This is a genomic window from Hydrogenophaga aquatica (assembly GCF_054780915.1).
Genome location: NZ_BAAGVK010000007.1, coordinates 17,596 through 34,111, shown reverse-complemented (window position 1 = coordinate 34,111; position 16,516 = coordinate 17,596). Strand labels below are relative to the sequence as shown.

The following is a 16,516-nucleotide window of genomic DNA, read 5'->3' as shown; positions in this document are numbered from 1 at the left end:
CACCAACTCGCGTTTACTGCAACCGCAGACCCCCATCCGCCTTGCCCTTGCCCGCACGTGCCGGGGGCTTGCACAGGCCGCAGACGAAGTGGCGGGCGTTCTGGTATTCGTCCGTCACGAACATGCCCCCGCAGCAGGTGCACTTGGTCTGGGTCAGCATGCCGGCATCCATGAACTTGCTCAGGCGCCAGGCGCGGGTGAAGGTCAGCATCGGCTCGATGCCGCAGGCGCGCATCTGCTCGTCGTACAGCTTGTAGGCCTTCATCACGGCGTCGATGCTGTCCAGCGCCACCGTCTTGTTCAGGTACTGGTGGATGTTGACGTACAGCGAGGCGTGGATGTTGGGCTGCCAGGTGAGGAACCAGTCGGTGGAGAACGGCAGCTGGCCCTTGCTGGGGGACTTGCCCGTCACTTCCTTGTACAGGCGCAGCAGGCGCTCGTAGGACAGGCTGGTCTCGCTCTCCAGCACCTGCAGGCGGGCACCCAGGCCGATCAGCGCGATGGCGCGTTCGATATCCTTGCTTTCGTTGACGATGCTCTTGACGGCGGCCATGGTGTTCTCCTGGAAATCTGACGGTTGTTCGGGGGCGTGGACAGGGGGCTCAGGCAGCAAGGCGGCCGGCCATCAGGATGCCTGCGTGCAGGCGCTGCGTGGCGTCGTTGGCGGCGCGCTGGGGTGCATGGCTGCTGGTCAGCAGGCCCCACACCATCTCGTCGTCGGCGCGGAAGCTGCACAGCAGCGTGTTGGTGGCGCTGAGCTTGAGCACCTGCGCAGGCGACAGCGTCGCGATCAGCTCGGCAGACGCTTCGCTGATGCCCAGGCGGTACACGGCTTCGGCCATGTCCTGGCGGATCAGCTGCTGTGCCAGCATCAGGTACGTCAGGTTGGCTTCGCGGATCTCGGCCAGCAGTTGGTCGGCAATCTGTGCGGCGTTGTTCTGGGCGGCTGCGTTCATGTTCACACTCCTGTTTCGGGGCAACGTTCCGGGCCTAACACGGCTGGCAAAACGTTGATTCGTTGAAATGGATTGTGAAAGTCAGCCTGTTTTTCTTGAATCGGAAGTTGCCTGTTCGCGCCGTCAGCGCCGCACACCGCGCTTGTAGGAAAAATTCCTACAAGGCAGGACATAAAAAAAGCGGCCCGCTGGGGGCCGCTCTGGCACGAAAGACAAGAAGGGATCAACCCTGCTGGAGTGCCTGGATGCGCTCTTCGATGGGCGGGTGGGTGGAGAACAGCTTGCCCAGGCCACCGGCGATACCCATGGCGGCCATGCTCTTCGGCAGTTCGCCGGGGTGCAGCCCGCCCAGACGGGCCAGCGCGTTGATCATGGGCTGCTTGCGCCCCATCAGCTGGGCAGCGCCTGCGTCGGCACGGAACTCCCGCTGGCGGCTGAACCAGGCCACGATGATGGCGGCCAGGAAACCCAGCACGATGTCCATCACGATGGTGGTGACCATGTAGCCGATGCCAGGGCCGGAGCTCTGGTTGTCGCCGCGGCGCAGGAAGGCGTCCACCGCGTAGCCGATGACGCGGCTGAGGAAGACCACGAAGGTGTTCATCACGCCCTGGATCAGGGTCATGGTCACCATGTCGCCGTTGGCCACGTGCGCCACCTCGTGGCCAATGACGGCCTCGACCTCTTCGCGCGTCATGTTGCGCAGCAACCCGGTGGACACGGCCACCAGCGCCGAGTTCTTGAACGCGCCCGTTGCAAAGGCGTTGGGGTCGCCTTCATAGATCGCCACTTCGGGCATGCCGATGCCCGCCTTGTCGGCAAAGCGGCGCACGGTTTCCACGATCCAGGCCTCGTCGGCGTTGCGCGGTTGCTCGATCACGTGCGCGCCGGTGCTGAACTTGGCCATGGGCTTGCTGATGAGCAGCGAGATGAAGGCACCGCCAAAACCAATGACGAGCGAGAACCCGGCCAGCGCCGTCATGTTCAGGCCGTTGGCCGTGAGGAAACGGTCCACGCCCAGGATGCGGGTGGTGATCAGCAACACGGCCATCACGGCGATGTTGGTCAGAACCAGCAGAAGAATGCGTTTCATGTGTGTGGTTGCTCCGAATGATGGGTCAGGCTTGAGACACCGAACCGCCCCTGCAGGTTCCCCGCAGGACAAGGCGGCATGCGCATCATACTGAGGGCGAACGGCAAAAACTCAAGCCGCCGGGATGGCCTCGGCTGTAGGCTGGGCAAGGCCTTGGGAGGTTACGGTCTGCGGCCTGGGAGGGCGGAACACCGATGCATCTCCATAGAAGGCGGGGCTCTCGTTGTCAGGCCACCACCCTGGCGTGCCCAGCACTGGCAGCGGCGTGTAGGGCTTGGTGGCCAGCCAGTCCGGCGACAGCGCCCCGGCCAGCCAGGCGTCCCAAGGGTGAACAGGGGTATAGTCTGCCGCAGACAGGTCCGTGGGCACCGGCAGGCACAGCACGTGGGCGGTAATGGACTTGTAGGGGGTGACCAGCTTTTCGGTCAACGCGTGGCCGAACAGCACCAGCCGGGCCTGCGCCCACAAGGCCCGCTGACCGACGAAGAGCGAATGCCAGTCGCGCGCAAGGAGCGCCTGCCACAACGGCTCGGGAGCCTGCAGCAGGGCCACGTTCTCGTCGAACAGGGTGAGCGCGTCGCGCAGCGGCCCGCGCGTGGATTGCACACCCCCTGCTGCCTCGATGGCCTGCGCCTGCCAGCGGTTCAAGAGCCGCTTGGTCTGGGGAAAGCGCATCCAGCACAGGGCGTTGAAGAAGTCGTGCAGGCCTTCGCGCGTGGGCACGCCGCCCGTGGCGTAGATGTGGCTTTCGTACGCCACGCCATCGGGCAGGTCGGCTTGGGGGATGAAGCGCACCGGCGCCAGCCCGGCAGCGTTGAGCGCACCGGGCAGGTCCGTGCCCGCCAATGCGGCACGGGCCACCGGCTCGCCCAGCAAGCGCCAGGGGGCAAACCAGGGTCGCGGCCAGTCGATAGCCTCGGCGAAATGCAAGATGCCCTGCCCCTGAATGGTCAGACCAGCTTCCAGGGCAAGGCCTCGCCCGCGCGCAGCGGCTTGAGTTCGGCCTCGCCGAAGGCAAAGCTCTCGGGCGGTGTCCACGACTCACGGCGCAGGGTGATGGTGCCGCTGTTGCGCGGCAGGCCGTAGAAGTCGGCACCGAAGAAGCTGGCAAAGCCCTCCAGCTTGTCCAGCGCGCCCACGGTGTCGAAGGCCTCGGCGTACATCTCCATGGCGGCATGCGCTGTGTAGCAGCCGGCGCAGCCCGTGGCGTGCTCCTTCAGGTGTGCCGGGTGTGGCGCACTGTCGGTGCCCAGGAAGAACTTGGCGTTGCCGCTGGTGGCCGCGGCCACCAGGGCCTGGCGGTGCACCTCGCGCTTGAGCACGGGCAGGCAGTAGTAGTGCGGGCGGATGCCACCCGTGAAGATGGCGTTGCGGTTGTACAGCAAGTGGTGCGCAGTGATGGTGGCACCCAGGAAACGGTCAGCTTCGGCCACGTACTGCGCGGCCTCGCGGGTGGTGATGTGCTCCATCACGATCTTCAGCTCGGGAAAGTCGCGGCGCAGCGGGGCGAGTTGCTGTTCGATGAACACGGCTTCGCGGTCGAACAGGTCGATGTCGGGGCTGGTGACCTCGCCGTGCACCAGCAGCAGGATGCCTTCGCGCTGCATGGCCTCCAGCGTCTTGTAAGTCTTGCGAATGTCCGTGACGCCCGCGTCGCTGTTGGTGGTGGCCCCGGCGGGGTAGAGCTTGCACGCTACCACGCCAGCAGCCTTGGCTCGCGAGATTTCCTCGGGCGGAAGGTTGTCGGTCAGGTAGAGCGTCATCAACGGCTCGAAGCTGACGCCAGCTGGCACAGCCGCCAGAATGCGCTCCTTGTACGCCACCGCCTGGGCCGCCGTGGTCACGGGCGGCTTCAGGTTGGGCATGATGATGGCACGGCCGAACTGCGCGGCCGTGTGGGGCACCACGGTGTGCAATGGTGCGCCGTCGCGCACGTGAAGGTGCCAGTCGTCGGGGCGGGTGATGGTGAGGCTGGTGAGGGGGGCGAATGAACTCATGCGCCTATTTTCTCACCAGCGCCATCCTCAAAGGGTGTAGTCGCCGCTGGCTTCGGGCTGGAAGAGGATGTCCAGCACGCGCGCACTGGCGTCCGGCCCTGCCGGAGTGCTCCACGCAACGGTGTCGCCCTTGCGCGCGCCCAGCAGCGCAACACCCAGTGGCGACAGGACCGACACGAAGCCTGCGGAGGGTTCCGCGTCGGCCGGGTAACACAGCGTCACCTTGCGTGCGGGTTCACCGGTCTGTTCGCCCAGCAGCACCTGCGAGTACATGGTCACCAGCCCTTCGGGCACTTCGCGGGGCAGCAGCAGGTCGGCGTTGTCCAGCACGTCGCGCAGTCCATCGTGCGCCCCCTGGCGGGGCAGCAGCTTGAGGATGCGGGCGTGGTCGAGCGCACTCAGGGTGCGAATGGTCGTGGAAGAAGTCATGAACGCTCTCCGGGAGTCCGGCCTGACGGGCCGGCAGCGCCTGGGAGTGCCCGGTGGTCCAGAGGTGGCGCGATGAAGGGTTTGAGGTTGGACCGCCGGGCTCAGTACTCTGCGGGGACGAACGTCCGCCACAGACCGAGCGTCAGACGGGGGCGCACGCCCGCGCCACACCGGCAAGCGGTGTGGCAGCAGGAGGAAACAGCGTGCGCGCGTATGTGCATGAAGGGGATTGTAGGCAGTCCCGCCCGTTCATGCCTTGATGGCCAGCGGCGGGCTGCTGCGGGGCGTTGGCAGCAGGCGAACGTCCCCGCCCTGCCCGGAAGCGTGTCGGCTTTCCAGGTGGAAGGCGGAGATGGCGCGCGCCAGCCCCTCGGCCTGGTCGCGCAGGCTCAGCGACGCGGCAGCGCTTTCCTCGACCAGCGCTGCGTTCTGCTGGGTCACGTTCTCCAGGGAGTCGATCGCGGCATTGATGTCTCGAATACCCGAACTCTGCTCGCTCACGGCCGAGGTGATCTCGCCCACGATGTCGGCCACGCGCTGGATCGACTGCTGGATTTCCTGCATGGTCTGCCCCGCCGTGGCCACCAGCCCGGCGCCTGCCTCCACCTGCGCCACGGAAGTGCCGATGAGGTCCTTGATCTCGCGGGCAGCCTGTGCGCTGCGCTGCGCCAGCGTGCGCACCTCGCCCGCCACCACAGCAAACCCCCTGCCCTGCTCACCCGCACGCGCGGCTTCCACCGCCGCATTGAGCGCCAGGATGTTGGTCTGGAACGCGATACCGTCGATGACACCGGTGATGTCAGCGATCTTCTTGCTGTTGACGTTGATGCGGTCCATCGAAGTGACCACGTCGCCCATCACCTCGCCACCCTTGCGTGCGACGCTGGAAGCGCGCGAAGCCATATCGCTGGCCTGCTGGGCGTGGCGGGCGCTCTGGTCAACCGCCTGCACCAGCGTGTCCATGGTCGCCGCGGTGGACTGCAGGTTGCCCGCAGCCATTTCGGTGCGCTGGGACAGGTCGGCGTTGCCCTGCGCCACCTCGCTGGAAGCGGTGCGGATGGAGTCCACGCTCTGGCGGACGTTGCTCACCAGGTCGCGCAACGCATCCTGCATGGCGGCAATCGAGGTCAGCAGGCGGCCGGTTTCATCACGGCCTGCCACCGCCACCGAAGTGGCCAGGTTGCCTGCGGCTATGCGTTCGGAAACGCCAACCGCCTCCTGCAAGGGCCCGATCACCGAGCGGCCAATAAGCCAGGACATGAAGGCCGACAAAAGGAGCGTGAGCGCAAACACCCCCGCCAGCGTCATCAGCGCCAGACCGATGCTGGAAAACACCCGGTCTTTCACGGCCCCCACCTGCACCTCCAGCGTGCCCGCGTAGTGGGTCGCGATCTGCCGGGCCTCCTCAAAACGCGCCAGCGGCTCCTTCAGCGCCTCGAAGGCGCCCTCGGCGTCGGCAAAGCGGTTGTCGGCGAGCTGCCCCGCGAACTGATCCACCCCGCCACGGTACTGCGTCACCACGGCCCACAGGCGGTCCAGCTCGGCCTGACCAGCCGGGTCCGCCGTCATCTCGCGCAGGCGCTTGAAGGCGGCCTCGGCGCTGGTCTGCGAGGCTTCCCACAACTTCCTGTGGCGCTGCACCTCTTCGGTGTTGAAGTTGCTGGCCACCATGTCCGACTCGCTCACCCGTGCCCGCAGCAGGTGCTCCATCATTTCGGCGTGGGCCAGCCGCATCGGGTAGTAGCGCTCGGTCATGTCCTGCAGGCCGTTGCGTCCGGCCGTCAGCCCGAAGGCCGAGACCGCCACCACCAGCGCCAGGAAGAAACACGAGATGACGGCGTTGGCCGCCAGACGTGCACGGATCGAGAAGCGATTCAGCATGGCACTCTCCTGCCTTTCGGATGGAACACCAGCGGCGAACGCAAACAGCATGCCGCCACGGCCCGCCCTCATGGGGCGGGCATGGAAACACATCTGGCCAACGGGCAGGAGGCCGTCAGTGCTGGAGGATCTTGTTCAGGAAATCCTTGGTGCGCGGCTGGCGGGCTTCGGGATTGCCGAAGAACTCGTCCTTGCTGCAGTCTTCCAGGATCTTGCCGCCGACGTCCATGAAGATGACGCGGTTGCTGACCTTGCGCGCGAAGCCCATTTCGTGCGTCACGCACATCATGGTCATGCCCTCGCCAGCCAGGCCGACCATCACGTCCAGCACCTCGCCCACCATCTCGGGGTCCAGCGCGGAGGTGGGCTCGTCGAACAGCATGACGATCGGGTCCATGGAGAGCGCGCGGGCAATGGCCACGCGCTGCTGCTGGCCGCCAGAGAGCTGACCGGGGAACTTGTCCTTGTGGGCCATCAGGCCCACGCGGTCGAGCATCTTGAGGCCACGCGCCTTGGCGTCGGTGATGTTGCGGCCCAGCACCTTGACCTGTGCGAGCGTGAGGTTCTCGGTGACGCTCAGGTGCGGGAACAGCTCAAAGTGCTGGAACACCATGCCCACGCGGCTGCGCAGCTTGGGCAGGTTGGTCTTGGGGTCGTGCACGGCCTGGCCGTCCACGTAGATCTCGCCCTTCTGGATGGGCTCCAGCGCGTTGATGGTCTTGATCAGCGTGGACTTGCCCGAGCCCGACGGCCCGCACACCACCACGACCTCGCCCTTGCTGATGCTGGTGGAGCATTCGTTGAGCACCTGTACGGGGCCGTACCACTTAGACACATTCTTCAGTTCAATCATGGATGTTTCTCCAGTTCATTACAGCCCGCTCAACGGATGATGGCGATCTTCTTGTGCAGCCGCTTGACCAGCCAGGACAGCGCATAGCACATGGCGAAATAGGCGACTGCGGCCATCAGGTACGCCTCGATCGGGCGGCCGAAGTTCTTGCCCGCGACCTCAAAGCCCTTGAGCATGTCGTAGGCGCCGATGGCATAGACCAGCGAGGTGTCCTGGAACAGGATGATGGTCTGCGTGAGGAGCACCGGCAGCATGTTGCGGAAAGCCTGGGGCAGCACCACCAGCTTCATGTTCTGGCCATACGTCATACCCAGTGCCAGGCCGGCAAAGACCTGCCCGCGCGGGATGGACTGGATGCCAGCGCGCATGATCTCGCTGAAGTAGGCGGCCTCGAAGGCGATGAAGGTGATGACGGCTGACGTTTCGGCGCCGATGGGGCGCCCGATCAGGAAGGGCACCAGCAGGAAGAACCACAGGATCACCATGACCAGCGGGATGCTGCGCATGCCGTTGACATAGATGGTGGCAGGCACCACCAGCCACTGGCGGCCGGACAGGCGCATCAGAGCCAGCAAGGTGCCGAACAGCACGCCGCCGATGGTGGCCACGATGGTCAGCACCACGCTGAACATCAGGCCCTTGAGGACGAAACTGCTGATGACGCCCCAGTTGACGAAGGACCAGTCGAGATTGCCCATCATGTCAGTGGCCTCCTGCGCCGCCACTGGCGATGAAGCCCGGCACGCGGGCGCGTTTTTCGATGAAAGCCATGATGCGGTTGATGGCAAAGGCCGAAACGATGTAGAGGCCGGTGACAGCCAGGTAGACCTCGATGCCGCGCGAGGTCTCTTCCTGCGCCTGCATGGCGAACATGGTCAGCTCGGCCACCGACACGGCGAACGCGACGGAAGAGTTCTTGAAGATGTTCATGGTCTCGCTCGTCAGCGGCGGGATGACGATGCGAAACGCCATGGGCAGCAACACGTAGCGGTAGGACTGCGTGGTGGTCATGCCCAGCGCGAGGCTGGCGTAACGCTGGCCGCGCGGCAACGCCTGGATGCCGGAGCGCACCTGCTCCGCGACACGCGCGGAGGTGAAGAAACCCAGCGCAAAGACGACCAGCACGAAACCCGGCACAGCCTTGAGCGCGGGAAACAGTGCAGGCACCACGTGGTACCACAAAAAGATTTGCACCAGCAGCGGGATGTTGCGGAACAGCTCCACCCACGCATTACCAAAGCGCACCACCCAGGGGCTGTCAGGCAAGGTACGCAGGGTACCGATGACTGCTCCCACCACCAGGGCCAGCGCCAGCGCCAGCAGCGACACGGATACGGTCCACCCCCAGGCAGACAGCAACCAGTCCAGATAGGTGATGTCCCCCCCCTGGCCAAAACAACGCTCACCCACTTCTCGGGTGATGGTGTCCTCGCAGAACACCTGCCAGTCCCAACTCATCGCGGACTCCTCAATTCACGCCAACTAAAAGCCCCTTGCGGCCTTCAGACTGCAAGGGGCCAATCCATGGAAACGCGTCGTTTATTTGACGGCGTATTCCTCCATGGGCTTGTCGTTGGGGTTGGCCAGGGCTGCCTTGAGGTTGTCGCTCATGGCCAGGCCCACCTTGGCGTTGGCAGGCGGGATCGGCTGCATCAGCCACTTGTCGTAGAGCTTGGCGACTTCGCCAGACTTCATCATGGCCTTGATGCTGTCGTCCACGGCCTTCTTGAAGGCGGGGTCGTCCTTGCGGATCATGATGGCGATGGGTTCGACGCTCAGCACTTCACCCACGATCTTGAAATCGGCGGGGCTCTTGGACTTGGCGATCAGGCCGGCCAGCAGCGAGCCGTCCATGATGAAGGCGTCGGCACGGCCGGACTCGAGCAGCAGGAAGCTGTCGGCGTGGTCTTTGCCATAGACCTCCTTGAAGTCCAGACCCTGGGCGCGCTCGTTCCTGCGCAGGGTTTGCACCGAGGTGGTACCCGTGGTGGTGGCCACGTTGCGACCGTTCAGGTCCTTGATGGAGTTGATGCCGGAGTTGGCCTTGACAGCAATGCGCACCTCTTCAACAAAGGTGGTGACCGCGAAGGCAACGTCTTTCTGGCGGGTGGCGTTGTTGGTGGTGGAGCCGCACTCGATATCCACGGTACCGTTCTGCACCAGGGGAATGCGGTTCTGGGAGGTCACCGGCTGGTACTTGATGTCCAGCTTGGCCAGGCCCAGCTGCTTTTGAACATCGGCCAGAACCTTCTGGCAGATCTCGACGTGGTAGCCGACGTACTTGCCGTCGCCAAGGGTGTAGGACAGCGCGCCGGAAGATTCGCGCACGCCCATGGTCACGCTGCCGCTGGACTTGATTTTGGCCAGGGTGTCGTTCGCCTGAGCCCATGCGCCACCGGTAGCCAGCGCCAGGGTGATCGCAGCAAACATCACGTTCGGTTTCTTCATCTGTGTTTCCTCTGTGTAGTCGTCACACGCGAGCGGGTAGCCCGCGCGCCCATCATGACCCGAAGCACGGCCATTTGCAAGACGCGAAAGTACGTAGTCTTACAGCCCTGTCGGCGGGGTCCATATCCTGCAAGCACGTGGCGTGCCAACAAAGATGCGCGACTCTAACAATCTCATCGCTGAAATGCCAATACCTTTTCGCTTATGAGTCATGCAAAAAAATTATGAGCAAGAGTGTGGTCAATCGTCCAGCGCATGCGTGTTCTGCAGGAAGCTCCAAAGGCTCTGCACGGCACGCTTGGGGCGTTGTGCGTCTGTAGCCTTGCTGCGGTAGGCCCGGATCTCCATGTTCATCTCGAGGTCTTTCACGCCCGCTGGCGTGGCACTCACCAGCCTGCGATTGGCCAGTTCCTGCTTGACGGCGCTCAGCGGCAGGAACGCCACGCCGTGGCCCTCGAGCGCCATGGCCTTCAGGCCTTCGGCCATGTCGGTCTCGTACACACGGTCGAGGTGGATGGTGGTGGGCGACTGCTTGAGCAGCAGGTCCACCACCCGGCCCAGATAGGCACCAGGGGCGTAGCCCAGGTAGGGCATGGGCTGCGACGCCGCGCCCGGCGTCTGCCACATGGGCTGCCCGCCAGCGTCCGGCTTGACGTAGGGAGCGAGCAGTTCGTGTCCCAGCACAACCATCTCGTATTTCTCGGGGTCGAGCGACAGGGGCTGCGAGGGATGGTGGTACGCAATGAGCAGGTCGCAGTTGCCTTCGACCAGCCGCATCATGGCATCGTGCACGTTCAGCGCGATGAGCCGGCTTTTGATGGGACCGAAGTTCTGGCGAATGTCTGACACCCAGGAGGGGAAGAAGGTGAAGGCCAGCGTGTGGGGCACCGCGAACTCCACCACGTCCTGCCCAGCGGAAGCATAGGCGCGCAGCATGGCGCGCGAGGCCTGCAGCGACTGCAGGACTTCCAGCGCCTGCATGTAGAGGGTCTGCCCGGCAGGCGTGAGGCGCGTGGGGTAGGAGCTGCGGTCCACCAGTTCGGTGCCCGCCCACGCCTCCAGCGACTGGATACGGCGAGAGAAGGCGGGCTGCGTCACGTGGCGCAGCTGCGCTGAACGGCTGAAGCTGCGTGTCTCGGCCAGGCTGACGAAATCCTCAAGCCACTTGGTGTCCATGTGCTCCTCCGGCGTTGGCCGGGCTGGCGGCTGTTTTCTGTTCTTCGTTGTCGCCGCCGCTTTGCTGCAGCGCCCACATCTGTGCATAGCGGCCATTGGCGGCGAGCAAGTCGGCATGGCGCCCGCGTTCGACAATGGTGCCATGCTCCAGCACGATGATCTCGTGCGCATCCACCACGGTGGAAAGGCGGTGCGCGATGACGAGCGCGGTCTTGTTGCGTGCCACGCTGCGCAGCTCTGCCTGGATGGCGCGTTCGTTGGCGGAGTCGAGTGCGGAGGTGGCTTCGTCGAAGATGAGGATGGGCGGGTTCTTGAGCAGCGTGCGCGCGATGGCCACACGCTGCTTCTCGCCGCCGGAGAGCTTGAGGCCGCGTTCACCCACCATGGTCTGGTAGCCCTTGGGCAAGCGCTCGATGAAGCCGTGGATGTGCGCGGCACGGGCTGCCTTCACGGCCTCGTCGTGCCCGGCTTCGGGGCGGCCGTAGAGGATGTTGTATTCGATGGTGTCGTTGAAGAGCACGGTGTCCTGCGGCACGATGCCGATGGCACGGCGCACGCTGCCTTGCGTCACGGCTCGGATGTCCTGCCCGGCGATGGTGATGCGCCCGGTGTCCTCGTCAGACGGGTCGCCCGGGCGGCCCACGTCATAGAAGCGGTAGAGCAGGCGCGCCAGCGTCGATTTGCCTGAGCCGGACGGCCCGACCACCGCCACCGTCTTGCCCGCAGGCACGGTGAAGCTCACGCCATGCAGGATTTCGCGTTCGCGTTCGTAGGCAAAGTGCACGTTCTCGAAACGCACCTCGGGTGCCCCGTCCAGCTGCAGGTCCTGAGCGCCCGGCGCATCGGCGATCTCGCGCTCCTTGTCGAGCAGCGTGAACATCTTGTCCAGGTCGGTCAGGCCCTGCTTGATCTCGCGGTAGAGCACCCCCAGGAAGTTCAGCGGGATGTAGAGCTGGATCATGAAGGCGTTGATCATGACGAGGTCGCCCAGCGTCATGCCCCCCTGGGTAACGCTGGCAGTGGCGCGCCACAGCATGGCCACCAGCGCGGTGGCGATGATGAGCTGCTGTCCGGCATTGAGCAGCGACAGCGTGACCTGGCTCTTGAGACGGGCGCGGCGCAGTTTCTCCAGGCTTTCGTCGTAGCGGCGGCTTTCGAACGCCTCGTTGTTGAAGTACTTGACGGTTTCGTAGTTCAGCAGCGAGTCGATGGCCTTGGTCTGGCTGATGGACTCCATCTCGTTCATCTGGCGGCGGAACTGGGTACGCCATTCCGTCACCTTGACGGTGTAGGTCACGTACAGCACCAGCGCCGCGAGCGTGGTCCACACGTACCACATCTCGAACTTTGCGCCGAGCAGCGCCAGCACCAGCGCCACCTCCAGCAGCGTGGGCAGGATGCTGTAGATGGAATACGAGATGAGTGACTGCACGCCCCGGGTGCCGCGCTCGATGTCACGCGTCATGCCGCCGGTCTGGCGCTCCAGGTGAAACCGCAGGCTGAGCTCGTGCAGGTGCCCGAACACCTGCAGGGCGATGTGCCGCGTGGCCCCTTCGGTGGCCTTGGCGAAGATGAGTTCACGCAGCTCGGTGAACAGTGTGGTGGAGAAGCGCAGCAACCCGTACGCCAGCAGCAGGCCCACCGGCACCACGAACAGTGCCTCACTGCCCGCAGGCAGGCCCAGAAGCGAGGTGCCGGGCTGAGGCGTGAGCGCGTCCACCAGTTCCTTGAGCAGCAGGGGCACGCCCACGTTGGCCAGCTTGGCGGCCACCATGAAGCCCAGCGCCGCCGCGACACGCCAGCGGTAACCCCACAGGTAAGGCAGCAGCCGGCGCAGCACGGCCCAATCGCCGCGGGGCTGGGTGCCGGGTGGCGCGTCAGGAGGCGCACCCGTGGCGGGTGCGGCGGACGAAACGGATAGATGACGCATGTGAGACAGGTATCGGGGAGAATGGGGGCATGAACTCAGCGATTTTGCCCCCAAGCCAAGGCCCTGGTGCAACCCAGGCCGTGCCGCACGACCCGTCGGACAAGAGCCTGGTGCTCAAGGTCATCCCCATGCCGGCCGACTGCAACGCCAATGGCGACATCTTTGGCGGGTGGGTGATGGCCCAGGTGGACCTGGCTGGCGCCGTGCTGCCCGCGCGAATTGCGCAAGGCCGCATCGCCACCGTGGCGGTCAACCAGTTCGTGTTCAAGCAACCGGTGCGCGTGGGCGACATCCTGAGCTTTTACGCGCACGTGACGCGCATCGGCAACACATCCGTCACCGTGCAAGTGGAGGTGTTTGCCGAGCGGCTGGGCAACCAGGGGCAGTTTGTGAAGGTGACCGAGGCATCTCTGACTTACGTCGCCATCGACGAGACCGGCAAGCCTCGCCCCGTGACCCAGGCCTGACGGCCCCCCCCGCGGTCAATCGCCCAGGCCCCCAGCGGCCATGACGTCCCAGCACGCCCCCATGGTGTGGTAGTCCGTCTTGCCCGCGGGGGACTTGGTGTCTTCTAGCTTGCGGCCGTCGGCAGCCAGGATGCGGTACCACGCGCCGTGGTGGTGGTCCACCAGGTGCTGCCAGCTCCAGGCCCACAGGTCCAGGTACTGCTGGCGGAAGGTGGCGTCACCCGTGACACGCCACAGCCGCCAGGCGCTGGCAAAGGACTCGGCCTGCACCCAGAAGTATTTGTCGGTGTCGCAAGGTGATCCGTCGGGCGCGAAGCCATAGATCAGGCCGCCGTGCTGTGCGTCCCAGCCGTGGCGCCAGGCACTCAGCTGCAGCGTGGCGGCGCGGTCCACCCAGCGCTGCTGGGGCCGGTGCGCATGCGCCTGCAGGATGAGCTTGGCCCACTCGGTCTGGTGCCCCGTCTGGTAGCCCCAGGGCTTGAAGATGTCGCCCGGGTTGTCGCGGTTGTAGTCCCAGTCGGGCTGCCACGCGGTGTTGAAATGTTCCCAGATGAGGCGCTCGGCACCCGTGGCGGCTTCGAAGGCAAAGCGCTCGATCAGCGATTCGGCGCGGTCCAGGTAGCGCTGATCGCCGGTGGCCTCGAAAGCCGCCAAGCAGGCCTCGCAGGTGTGCATGTTGGCGTTCTGCCCCCGGTAGGCGGCCAACTCGCCACGGGGGCTGAGTTCGTCGGCGTAGGCGCTGTTCGCGGATTCGTAGAACACCGCCTCCATGCGGTCGAAGGCGTCGGCCACGTCCTGCTGGCTGGCCAGCCCCGCCATGTGCGCGTGGCTTTGCGCCAGCAGCACGAAGGCTTGGCCATAGGCCATGGCGCGCTCGTCCTCCAGGCGGCCGTCCTGCAGCGTCCAGGCGTACAGGCCCGCGCCAGGGTGGCCTGCCGGCCGACGGAAGGACTCCAGGTGCGCCAGGGCATGGCGCGCCCAGTCACGCCAGGTGGCGCAGCCCGTGTGCCGCCAGGCCTGGCACCAGTTGAAGACAAAACGCGTGGCACTGACCAGGTGGCGGTGCCCCCGGTTGTAGACGGTGCCATCGTCCAGGAAGTAGTGGAAGAAGCCCCCTTCGGGGTCGTAGGCCGACCGTTCGTAGAACCCCAAGGTGTCGTCCACGTGAGCGGTCAGGAAATGCCGGCTTTCAAAGTTGGCGGGGGGCAGTGAACTCATGGTCTTGGCTATGGGCAATGGGCGTTGTCACAGGCGGCAGACGGCATGGGCGCGCAGCCTGCACTGCTCGATGAGGCGGGCATTGGGTTCGTCGGTCTGCGCCACCCAGGCCTGAGCGGCCTGCGGCGTGCGGCCGAACCGCACATGCCGGTCGGCCAGCCGCTGCCTGCGCAGGTTGTCGTCCACGTCGACGTACCAGACCTCGTCGAGGCAGGCGGCAACGCAGTTCCAGGGAAAGGTGTCGAGCAACAGGTAGTTGCCTTCGGTGATGATCAGCCGGGTCTGAGGCTGTACGGCGATGGCGCCTGCCACGGGTTCCTCGATTTCGCGCCGGAAGGCCGGGGCATAGATCACTTCATCCGGCGCCTGCTGGCGCAGCCGCCGCAACAAGGCCACGTAACCGTGTGCGTCGAAGGTGTCGGGGGCTCCCTTGCGGTGGGCCCTGCCCAGCCGCTCCAGTTCAACCTGCGCCAGGTGGAAGCCGTCCATGGGCACCACCTGGGCCTGCGGCCCGAAGCGGTCGAGCAGCTGCTCGGCCAGCGTGGACTTGCCCGCGCCGGGCGGCCCCACCAAGCCCAGCAGGCGGCGCTGGCCACCCGTCAAAAGGGCCTGCAGGCGCTGCGCCAGTTCGTCTGAGGAGAACGTTTCAGGTGCCATGGGTTGCATAGGTTCCACCGGCCTTGGCCGAGCGCCTTAATGTAACCCGGTTACCAGCAGTTTGACTGCTTTCGTTCTGGTACAACCATGGACATTCCCTTGCTGTCACACGCCTCGCACACCATGGCTGCCACCACCCTCCTCGCGCTGATCGACGACATCGCCTCCGTCCTGGACGACGTGGCCGCCATGACCAAGCTGGCGGCGCGAAAAACCGCTGGCGTGCTGGGCGACGACCTGGCCCTGAATGCCCAGCAGGTGACCGGCGTACGCGCCGACAGGGAGCTGCCCGTGGTATGGGCGGTGGCCAAAGGCTCGCTGGTGAACAAGGCCATCCTGGTGCCGGCCGCCTTGCTGATCAGCTGGTTGGCGCCCTGGGCCATCACGCCGCTGCTGATGCTGGGAGGCGCCTTCCTCTGCTACGAAGGCTTTGAGAAACTGGCGCACAGGTTCCTGCACGCCGCGCCGGAGGACGCCGCCAAGCACCAGCAGACCTTGCAGGCCCTGGCCGATCCGGCGGTGGACCTGGTGGCTTTCGAGAAAGACAAGATCAGGGGCGCCGTGCGCACCGATTTCATCCTGTCTGCCGAGATCGTGGTGATCACCCTGGGGGCGGTGGCAGACGCTGCGCTGGGGCAGCGGGTAGCCGTGCTCGCAGGCATCTCGCTGCTGATGACAGCAGGCGTCTACGGGCTGGTGGCAGGCATCGTGAAGCTGGACGATCTGGGCCTGCACCTGCTGGGCAGCGGGCAACGCTGGAAGAGTGCCTTGGGCAAGGGGCTGCTGCAAACCGCCCCCTGGTTGATGAAGAGCCTTTCCGTGGTGGGCACGGCCGCCATGTTCATGGTGGGAGGTGGCATCCTGCTGCACGGCTGGCCCGCCTTGGCGCATGCGGTCGAGGGCTGGGCGGCCGCCTTTGGCGGCTGGACCCAGGCCATCTTCAGCACGGCCGCCGGAGCCACCCTGGGTGTGGCAGCCGGTGCGCTGCTGCTGGCGGCGGTAACGGGCGCACAGAAACTGCGGCGCTGACGCTCAGGCCCTGGCCGCCTCGATCACATCCCATGCCTTGAGGGCTTCGGCGGTGTACATGAGGGCCGGCCCGCCCCCCATGTAGACGCACACCGCAAGCATCTCTTCCAGCTCGGTACGCGTCGCCCCTAGGCGGTGCAGTGCCTTGACGTGAAAGCCGATGCAGCCCGAGCAGCGCTGGCTCACGCCGATGGCCAGTGCGATCAGCTCCTTGTGCTTGGCACTGATGGCACCTTCTGCCATGGAGGCCTGCGCCAGTTGCGAGAAGCCGCGCATGGCTTCGCTCTGGGCCTTGCGGAACGGGGCCAGGCATTCGTTGATGTCCTGCATCAGGCCTGCGTGATCGAACGTGCTCATGGGTCATCCTGTAAAGACTGGAAGC

General features: G+C 65.4%; 18 protein-coding genes. 2 read left to right on the top strand and 16 right to left on the bottom strand.

Features of this window, described 5'->3' with window-relative positions; translation table 11 throughout:
- Positions 1-13: 13 nt before the first annotated feature.
- From flhC to ACYVHH_RS05015, 13 genes are all read right to left on the bottom strand, one after another.
- Positions 14-553: a flagellar transcriptional regulator FlhC gene (gene flhC, locus ACYVHH_RS05075; protein WP_460564005.1), complete on the bottom strand. Its 540-nt coding sequence runs from the start codon at positions 551-553 to the stop codon at positions 14-16.
- Between the two features lie 49 nt (positions 554-602).
- On the bottom strand, positions 603-956 hold the full coding sequence (gene flhD / locus ACYVHH_RS05070) for a flagellar transcriptional regulator FlhD (RefSeq protein ID WP_460564004.1): 354 nt from the start codon (positions 954-956) through the stop codon (positions 603-605).
- Positions 957-1,179: 223 nt separating this feature from the next.
- Positions 1,180-2,049: a protease HtpX gene (gene htpX, locus ACYVHH_RS05065; RefSeq protein WP_460564003.1), complete on the bottom strand. Its 870-nt coding sequence runs from the start codon at positions 2,047-2,049 to the stop codon at positions 1,180-1,182.
- Between the two features lie 111 nt (positions 2,050-2,160).
- Complete coding sequence (locus ACYVHH_RS05060; protein WP_460564002.1) at positions 2,161-2,979, bottom strand: DUF3025 domain-containing protein; 819 nt, start codon at positions 2,977-2,979, stop codon at positions 2,161-2,163.
- A gap of 20 nt (positions 2,980-2,999) precedes the next feature.
- Positions 3,000-4,046 carry a dihydroorotase gene (gene pyrC, locus ACYVHH_RS05055; RefSeq protein WP_460564001.1) on the bottom strand — a complete coding sequence of 349 codons (1,047 nt, stop codon included), beginning with the start codon at positions 4,044-4,046 and terminating at the stop codon, positions 3,000-3,002.
- A 27-nt stretch (positions 4,047-4,073) separates the two neighbouring features.
- Positions 4,074-4,475, bottom strand: a complete 402-nt coding sequence (locus ACYVHH_RS05050; RefSeq protein ID WP_460564000.1) for a GreA/GreB family elongation factor — start codon at positions 4,473-4,475, stop codon at positions 4,074-4,076.
- Between the two features lie 249 nt (positions 4,476-4,724).
- Entirely contained in the window at positions 4,725-6,356 is a 1,632-nt protein-coding gene (locus ACYVHH_RS05045) for a methyl-accepting chemotaxis protein (protein ID WP_460563999.1), read from the bottom strand.
- Between the two features lie 115 nt (positions 6,357-6,471).
- Positions 6,472-7,209, bottom strand: a complete 738-nt coding sequence (locus ACYVHH_RS05040) for an amino acid ABC transporter ATP-binding protein (protein WP_460563997.1) — start codon at positions 7,207-7,209, stop codon at positions 6,472-6,474.
- 29 nt (positions 7,210-7,238) lie between these two features.
- The gene (locus ACYVHH_RS05035) at positions 7,239-7,907 is read right to left on the bottom strand and encodes an amino acid ABC transporter permease (protein ID WP_460564200.1); all 669 of its coding nucleotides are present in this window, start codon (positions 7,905-7,907) and stop codon (positions 7,239-7,241) included.
- Between the two features lie 4 nt (positions 7,908-7,911).
- Positions 7,912-8,667 (bottom strand): amino acid ABC transporter permease, encoded by a 756-nt coding sequence (locus ACYVHH_RS05030; protein ID WP_460563996.1) that lies wholly within the window; start codon positions 8,665-8,667, stop codon positions 7,912-7,914.
- Between the two features lie 81 nt (positions 8,668-8,748).
- Complete coding sequence (locus ACYVHH_RS05025) at positions 8,749-9,657, bottom strand: amino acid ABC transporter substrate-binding protein (protein WP_460563995.1); 909 nt, start codon at positions 9,655-9,657, stop codon at positions 8,749-8,751.
- Positions 9,658-9,897: 240 nt separating this feature from the next.
- Positions 9,898-10,833, bottom strand: a complete 936-nt coding sequence (locus ACYVHH_RS05020) for a LysR substrate-binding domain-containing protein (protein WP_460563994.1) — start codon at positions 10,831-10,833, stop codon at positions 9,898-9,900.
- The gene (locus ACYVHH_RS05015) at positions 10,814-12,763 is read right to left on the bottom strand and encodes an ABCB family ABC transporter ATP-binding protein/permease (protein ID WP_460563993.1); all 1,950 of its coding nucleotides are present in this window, start codon (positions 12,761-12,763) and stop codon (positions 10,814-10,816) included. Before ACYVHH_RS05015 ends, ACYVHH_RS05020 begins: the two co-directional genes overlap by 20 nt.
- A gap of 29 nt (positions 12,764-12,792) precedes the next feature.
- Between ACYVHH_RS05015 and ACYVHH_RS05010 the strand changes: the two genes are divergently transcribed.
- Positions 12,793-13,230, top strand: coding sequence for an acyl-CoA thioesterase (locus ACYVHH_RS05010; RefSeq protein WP_460563992.1), 438 nt, complete (start codon positions 12,793-12,795; stop codon positions 13,228-13,230).
- A gap of 15 nt (positions 13,231-13,245) precedes the next feature.
- On the opposite strand, the gene ACYVHH_RS05005 is transcribed toward ACYVHH_RS05010, so the two are convergent.
- Positions 13,246-14,448 carry an AGE family epimerase/isomerase gene (locus ACYVHH_RS05005; RefSeq protein ID WP_460563991.1) on the bottom strand — a complete coding sequence of 401 codons (1,203 nt, stop codon included), beginning with the start codon at positions 14,446-14,448 and terminating at the stop codon, positions 13,246-13,248.
- A 27-nt stretch (positions 14,449-14,475) separates the two neighbouring features.
- Positions 14,476-15,114 (bottom strand): nucleoside/nucleotide kinase family protein, encoded by a 639-nt coding sequence (locus tag ACYVHH_RS05000; protein ID WP_460563990.1) that lies wholly within the window; start codon positions 15,112-15,114, stop codon positions 14,476-14,478.
- Between the two features lie 114 nt (positions 15,115-15,228).
- Between ACYVHH_RS05000 and ACYVHH_RS04995 the strand changes: the two genes are divergently transcribed.
- Positions 15,229-16,134, top strand: coding sequence for a DUF808 domain-containing protein (locus ACYVHH_RS04995; protein ID WP_460564199.1), 906 nt, complete (start codon positions 15,229-15,231; stop codon positions 16,132-16,134).
- Positions 16,135-16,137: 3 nt separating this feature from the next.
- Here ACYVHH_RS04995 and ACYVHH_RS04990 read toward each other — a convergent pair whose 3' ends face one another.
- Complete coding sequence (locus ACYVHH_RS04990) at positions 16,138-16,491, bottom strand: carboxymuconolactone decarboxylase family protein (protein WP_460563989.1); 354 nt, start codon at positions 16,489-16,491, stop codon at positions 16,138-16,140.
- Positions 16,492-16,516 lie beyond the last annotated feature (25 nt).

Excerpts from the sequence above, each read along its gene's own strand:
- flhC (WP_460564005.1), bottom strand. The coding sequence starts at position 553 with ATGGCCGCCGTCAAGAGCATCGTCAACGAAAGCAAGGATATCGAACGC.
- flhD (WP_460564004.1), bottom strand. The coding sequence starts at position 956 with ATGAACGCAGCCGCCCAGAACAACGCCGCACAGATTGCCGACCAACTG.
- htpX (WP_460564003.1), bottom strand. The coding sequence starts at position 2,049 with ATGAAACGCATTCTTCTGCTGGTTCTGACCAACATCGCCGTGATGGCC.
- pyrC (WP_460564001.1), bottom strand. The coding sequence starts at position 4,046 with ATGAGTTCATTCGCCCCCCTCACCAGCCTCACCATCACCCGCCCCGAC.
- ACYVHH_RS05050 (WP_460564000.1), bottom strand. The coding sequence starts at position 4,475 with ATGACTTCTTCCACGACCATTCGCACCCTGAGTGCGCTCGACCACGCC.
- ACYVHH_RS05045 (WP_460563999.1), bottom strand. The coding sequence starts at position 6,356 with ATGCTGAATCGCTTCTCGATCCGTGCACGTCTGGCGGCCAACGCCGTC.
- ACYVHH_RS05040 (WP_460563997.1), bottom strand. The coding sequence starts at position 7,209 with ATGATTGAACTGAAGAATGTGTCTAAGTGGTACGGCCCCGTACAGGTG.
- ACYVHH_RS05035 (WP_460564200.1), bottom strand. The coding sequence starts at position 7,907 with ATGGGCAATCTCGACTGGTCCTTCGTCAACTGGGGCGTCATCAGCAGT.
- ACYVHH_RS05030 (WP_460563996.1), bottom strand. The coding sequence starts at position 8,667 with ATGAGTTGGGACTGGCAGGTGTTCTGCGAGGACACCATCACCCGAGAA.
- ACYVHH_RS05025 (WP_460563995.1), bottom strand. The coding sequence starts at position 9,657 with ATGAAGAAACCGAACGTGATGTTTGCTGCGATCACCCTGGCGCTGGCT.
- ACYVHH_RS05020 (WP_460563994.1), bottom strand. The coding sequence starts at position 10,833 with ATGGACACCAAGTGGCTTGAGGATTTCGTCAGCCTGGCCGAGACACGC.
- ACYVHH_RS05015 (WP_460563993.1), bottom strand. The coding sequence starts at position 12,763 with ATGCGTCATCTATCCGTTTCGTCCGCCGCACCCGCCACGGGTGCGCCT.
- ACYVHH_RS05010 (WP_460563992.1), top strand. The coding sequence starts at position 12,793 with ATGAACTCAGCGATTTTGCCCCCAAGCCAAGGCCCTGGTGCAACCCAG.
- ACYVHH_RS05005 (WP_460563991.1), bottom strand. The coding sequence starts at position 14,448 with ATGAGTTCACTGCCCCCCGCCAACTTTGAAAGCCGGCATTTCCTGACC.
- ACYVHH_RS05000 (WP_460563990.1), bottom strand. The coding sequence starts at position 15,114 with ATGCAACCCATGGCACCTGAAACGTTCTCCTCAGACGAACTGGCGCAG.
- ACYVHH_RS04995 (WP_460564199.1), top strand. The coding sequence starts at position 15,229 with ATGGCTGCCACCACCCTCCTCGCGCTGATCGACGACATCGCCTCCGTC.
- ACYVHH_RS04990 (WP_460563989.1), bottom strand. The coding sequence starts at position 16,491 with ATGAGCACGTTCGATCACGCAGGCCTGATGCAGGACATCAACGAATGC.